Source organism: Citricoccus sp. CH26A (genome assembly GCF_000224415.1).
In the GTDB taxonomy this organism is placed as follows: Bacteria; Actinomycetota; Actinomycetes; order Actinomycetales; family Micrococcaceae; genus Citricoccus.
This window is the reverse complement of sequence record NZ_AFXQ01000047.1, coordinates 1-5,784: the sequence shown is the minus strand read 5'-3', so window position 1 is coordinate 5,784 and position 5,784 is coordinate 1. Positions and strand designations below refer to the sequence as shown.

The 5,784-nt window shown below is 58.9% G+C and carries 3 rRNA genes; all 3 read right to left on the bottom strand.

From position 1 onward, the window contains the following. Positions 1–81 (bottom strand): 5S ribosomal RNA (gene rrf, locus CITRI_RS0115480); the annotation flags it as partial. A gap of 251 nt (positions 82–332) precedes the next feature. Next, positions 333–3,421: ribosomal RNA gene (locus CITRI_RS0115475) — 23S ribosomal RNA — on the bottom strand. 638 nt (positions 3,422–4,059) lie between these two features. Further along, a 16S ribosomal RNA gene (locus CITRI_RS0115470) occupies positions 4,060–5,584 on the bottom strand. Between the last annotated feature and the right edge of the window lie 200 nt (positions 5,585–5,784).

Below are 5,784 nucleotides of genomic sequence, written 5' to 3'. Positions count from 1 at the left end.
TGCAGTACCATCGGCGCTGTGGGCCTTAGCTTCCGGGTTCGGAATGGGACCGGGCGTTTCCCCCACGCTATGACCGCCGTAACCCTGTTACCGCCCTGTCCGGGCCTCCCTGGGGGGCCGCTGTGTCGGGGGTGGTCTTGAGGGGTACAACTTGTGGTTGCACTGTTCAGTTATGTGTGTGGTGCGGTGTCCCGCCCCGCGTGCCCCGTGTGCCGGTGAGGGCTCAGGGGGTGCGGGGTGGGTTGTTGTTCCGCAACCGCATAGTGGACGCTGCGCACCTGGCCAACCCCGTCCCCTGGTGCCTGAAGCGGCGGGGGGTGGGGTGGTGTTGTATGTGTAAGTTGTCGGCCTATTAGTACCGGTCGGCTTCACAAGTCGTTAGTCCTTGCTTCCACGTCCGGCCTATCAACCCAGTGGTCTGCTGGGGGCCTCCCAGGGACAAGCCCTGTGGAAATCTCATCTCGAAGCTGGCTTCCCGCTTAGATGCTTTCAGCGGTTATCCGTCCCGAACGTAGCCAATCAGCGGTGCACCTGGCGGTACAACTGACATACCAGAGGTTCGTCCGTCCCGGTCCTCTCGTACTAAGGACAGACCTTCTCAAATTTCCTGCGCGCGCAGAGGATAGGGACCGAACTGTCTCACGACGTTCTGAACCCAGCTCGCGTACCGCTTTAATGGGCGAACAGCCCAACCCTTGGGACCTACTCCAGCCCCAGGATGCGACGAGCCGACATCGAGGTGCCAAACCATGCCGTCGATATGGACTCTTGGGCAAGATCAGCCTGTTATCCCCGAGGTACCTTTTATCCGTTGAGCGACGGCCCTTCCACGAGGTGCCGCCGGATCACTAGTCCCGACTTTCGTCCCTGCTCGAGCTGTCGCTCTCACAGTCAAGCCCCCTTGTGCACTTGCACTCGACACCTGATTGCCAACCAGGCTGAGGGGACCTTTGGGCGCCTCCGTTACATTTTGGGAGGCAACCGCCCCAGTTAAACTACCCATCAGGCACTGTCCCTGACCCGGATCACGGGCCGAAGTTAGATGTCCAGAGTGACCAGAGTGGTATTTCAACGATGACTCCACACGAACTGGCGTCCATGCTTCAACGTCTCCCACCTATCCTACACAAGCCACACCGAACACCAATACCAAACTATAGTAAAGGTCTCGGGGTCTTTCCGTCCTTCTGCGCGTAACGAGCATCTTTACTCGTAGTGCAATTTCGCCGAGTTCATGGTTGAGACAGCGGGGAAGTCGTTACTCCATTCGTGCAGGTCGGAACTTACCCGACAAGGAATTTCGCTACCTTAGGATGGTTATAGTTACCACCGCCGTTTACTGGGGCTTAAATTCTCCGCTTCGCCTTGCGGCTAACAGGTCCTCTTAACCTTCCAGCACCGGGCAGGAGTCAGTCCGTATACCTCGTCTTGCGACTTCGCACGGACCTGTGTTTTTGATAAACAGTCGCTTCCCCCTGGTCTCTGCGGCCCCGATCCGCTGCACCCAGCAAGTGGGTGTCACGGTTGGGGCCCCCCTTCTCCCGAAGTTACGGGGGCATTTTGCCGAGTTCCTTAACCATGATTCTCTCGATCGCCTTAGTATTCTCTACCTGACCACCTGTGTCGGTTTGGGGTACGGGCGGCTAGAACCTCGCGCCGATGCTTTTCTTGGCAGCATAGGATCACCGGATCCCCCACGTGGTGGGGGCCTATCGGGTCTCAGGCTCACGTCCGGCGGATTTGCCAACCGGACACCCTACACCCTTGGACCAGGTCAATTCCATTGCCCGGCCCGGCTACCTTCCTGCGTCACACCTGTTAATGCGCTTGCCTTACCGGTTCAGGTCCCGCGCTCCCCTGCCACGTCCCCCGAAGGGGATCCAGGCAGGCTCGGGCGGTTAGTATCACCGGCTTGGCATTGGCGGTTCTTCGCCGGTACGGGAATATCAACCCGTTGTCCATCGACTACGCCTGTCGGCCTCGCCTTAGGTCCCGACTTACCCAGGGCAGATTAGCTTGACCCTGGAACCCTTGGTCATCCGGCGGACGGGTTTCTCACCCGTCTTTCGCTACTCATGCCTGCATTCTCACTCGTGCACAATCCACCGACGCTTCCGCCCCGGCTTCACCTCGTGCACGACGCTCCCCTACCCATCCAGCAAACGCTGAATGCCACGGTTTCGGCGGTGTGCTTGAGCCCCGCTACATTGTCGGCGCGGAATCACTTGACCAGTGAGCTATTACGCACTCTTTCAAGGGTGGCTGCTTCTAAGCCAACCTCCTGGTTGTCACAGCAACTCCACATCCTTTCCCACTTAGCACACGCTTAGGGGCCTTAACCGGTGGTCTGGGCTGTTTCCCTCTCGACCATGAAGCTTATCCCCCACGGTCTCACTGCCACGCTCTCACTTCCCGGCATTCGGAGTTTGGCTGACGTCAGTAACCTTGTAGGGCCCATCAGCCATCCAGTAGCTCTACCTCCGGGAAGAAACACGTGACGCTGCACCTAAATGCATTTCGGGGAGAACCAGCTATCACGGAGTTTGATTGGCCTTTCACCCCTACCCACAGCTCATCCCCTCCATTTTCAACTGAAGTGGGTTCGGTCCTCCACGCGTTCTTACACGCGCTTCAACCTGGCCATGGGTAGATCACTCCGCTTCGGGTCCAGGACACGCGACTATGTTCGCCCTATTCAGACTCGCTTTCGCTACGGCTTCCCCACACGGGTTAACCTCGCCACGTACCACTGACTCGCAGGCTCATTCTTCAAAAGGCACGCCGTCACCCCGAAAGGCTCCGACGGATTGTAGGCACATGGTTTCAGGTACTATTTCACTCCCCTCCCGGGGTGCTTTTCACCATTCCCTCACGGTACTTATCCGCTATCGGTCAACAGGTAGTATTCAGGCTTGCCAGGTGGTCCTGGCGGATTCACACGGGATTTCTCGGGCCCCGTGCTACTCGGGCACACTCACTAAGCGGCGGAACGCATTCCAGCTACGGGACTCTCACCCTCTACGGTCAGGCATCCAAACCTGTTCGCCTATACGCCCGCACCTCACCACGGTGGTTCGGCAGAACCACCACGCAAGGGCCCACAACCCCGAACACGCAACCCCTGCCGGGTATCACACGTGCACGGTTTAGCCCCATCCGCGTTCGCTCGCCACTACTGACGGAATCACATGTTGTTTTCTCTTCCTGCAGGTACTGAGATGTTTCACTTCCCTGCGTTCCCCCCGACCGGCCTATGTGTTCAACCGGCGGTCACACGCTCATCGGCGTGCGGGGTTTCCCCATTCGGAAATCCTGGGCTCAACGTCCGGTTATCGACTCCCCCAGGCTTATCGCAGATTCCCACGTCCTTCATCGGCTCCTGTTGCCAAGGCATCCACCATGCGCCCTGAAAAACTTAGCCACACAACGGCCAAGCCCTCAATGAGCAAAAAACCCACACCAACGCCCCGCCCCCAACGAGGAGGACAGGACGATCAGTGCGGGCATCAAAGATGACTACATTCTCGGCGCCACCACACCACACCAGGGGGCGTGATGATGGCGGCAATAAAAATAAGATGCTCGCGTCCACTATGCAGTTCCCAAACAACAACCCGCACCGCGCACTCCACACCCCACCCTAACGGCAGGACGCTTCAACGCGGCCGGAACCAGGACCCAGGGCCCCCCACCACGGAGGAGCCCCGACCCGGAACAACCACCCCCGAACCCACCGGCGGATCACTCCACCGACAGACCGGGAACGGCCGGTCCTGTTGTCCCAGGACCCAACAGTGTGCCAACACCCCCACGCCCATCCGGACCCGGTGACGCTCCCCTTCCCCTCGCCGGCGCGACACCCCGGCCCACGGCCGCGGCGCCCATTCCAGACGCGGTACTACGAGAACCCACCGGCCGGTACGACCACGGGGCACGATTCGTTGATGTTCCACCCTTGAGCAACCCGCCGGTCCACACGCGGGACCGACACGGGCAACCAATGGACCACCCCGGTACCCGGACCAGAAGTCCAGGCGGTGATGGCCATGTGCTCCTTAGAAAGGAGGTGATCCAGCCGCACCTTCCGGTACGGCTACCTTGTTACGACTTAGTCCCAATCGCCAGTCCCACCTTCGACGGCTCCCCCCACAAGGGTTGGGCCACCGGCTTCGGGTGTTACCGACTTTCGTGACTTGACGGGCGGTGTGTACAAGGCCCGGGAACGTATTCACCGCAGCGTTGCTGATCTGCGATTACTAGCGACTCCGACTTCATGGGGTCGAGTTGCAGACCCCAATCCGAACTGAGACCGGCTTTTTGGGATTAGCTCCACCTCACAGTATCGCAACCCATTGTACCGGCCATTGTAGCATGCGTGAAGCCCAAGACATAAGGGGCATGATGATTTGACGTCGTCCCCACCTTCCTCCGAGTTGACCCCGGCAGTCTCCCATGAGTCCCCGGCATAACCCGCTGGCAACATGGAACGAGGGTTGCGCTCGTTGCGGGACTTAACCCAACATCTCACGACACGAGCTGACGACAACCATGCACCACCTGTGAACCCGCCCCAAAGGGGAAACCACATCTCTGTGGCGGTCGAGAACATGTCAAGCCTTGGTAAGGTTCTTCGCGTTGCATCGAATTAATCCGCATGCTCCGCCGCTTGTGCGGGCCCCCGTCAATTCCTTTGAGTTTTAGCCTTGCGGCCGTACTCCCCAGGCGGGGCACTTAATGCGTTAGCTGCGGCGCGGAAACCGTGGAATGGCCCCCACACCTAGTGCCCAACGTTTACGGCATGGACTACCAGGGTATCTAATCCTGTTCGCTCCCCATGCTTTCGCTCCTCAGCGTCAGTAACAGCCCAGAGACCTGCCTTCGCCATCGGTGTTCCTCCTGATATCTGCGCATTTCACCGCTACACCAGGAATTCCAGTCTCCCCTACTGCACTCCAGTCTGCCCGTACCCACCGCAGATCCGGGGTTAAGCCCCGGACTTTCACGGCAGACGCGACAAACCGCCTACGAGCTCTTTACGCCCAATAATTCCGGATAACGCTCGCGCCCTACGTATTACCGCGGCTGCTGGCACGTAGTTAGCCGGCGCTTCTTCTGCAGGTACCGTCACTTTCGCTTCTTCCCTACTGAAAGAGGTTTACAACCCGAAGGCCGTCATCCCTCACGCGGCGTCGCTGCATCAGGCTTGCGCCCATTGTGCAATATTCCCCACTGCTGCCTCCCGTAGGAGTCTGGGCCGTGTCTCAGTCCCAGTGTGGCCGGTCACCCTCTCAGGCCGGCTACCCGTCGTCGCCTTGGTGGGCCATTACCCCACCAACAAGCTGATAGGCCGCGAGTCCATCCAAGACCGATAAATCTTTCCACCCCCCACCATGCGGTAGAGGGTCGCATCCGGTATTAGACCCGGTTTCCCAGGCTTATCCCAGAGTCAAGGGAAGGTTACTCACGTGTTACTCACCCGTTCGCCACTCATCCACCCCAGCAAGCTGGGGCTTCAGCGTTCGACTTGCATGTGTTAAGCACGCCGCCAGCGTTCATCCTGAGCCAGGATCAAACTCTCCGTAAAAAAATACAAAAGACACGACGACCCACCCGGCGGAAAACCCGGCCGGCCATCGCTCAATCCATGGCAAAAAACCATCCACCACACGGGGGTGCGGCAGACAGCCATTCAACCAATCAAATAATTGGCATCAACAAACTTGGCACACTATTGAGTTCTCAAACAACAGGCACATCACAAGTACTCACCAAGAAACCAGGAAA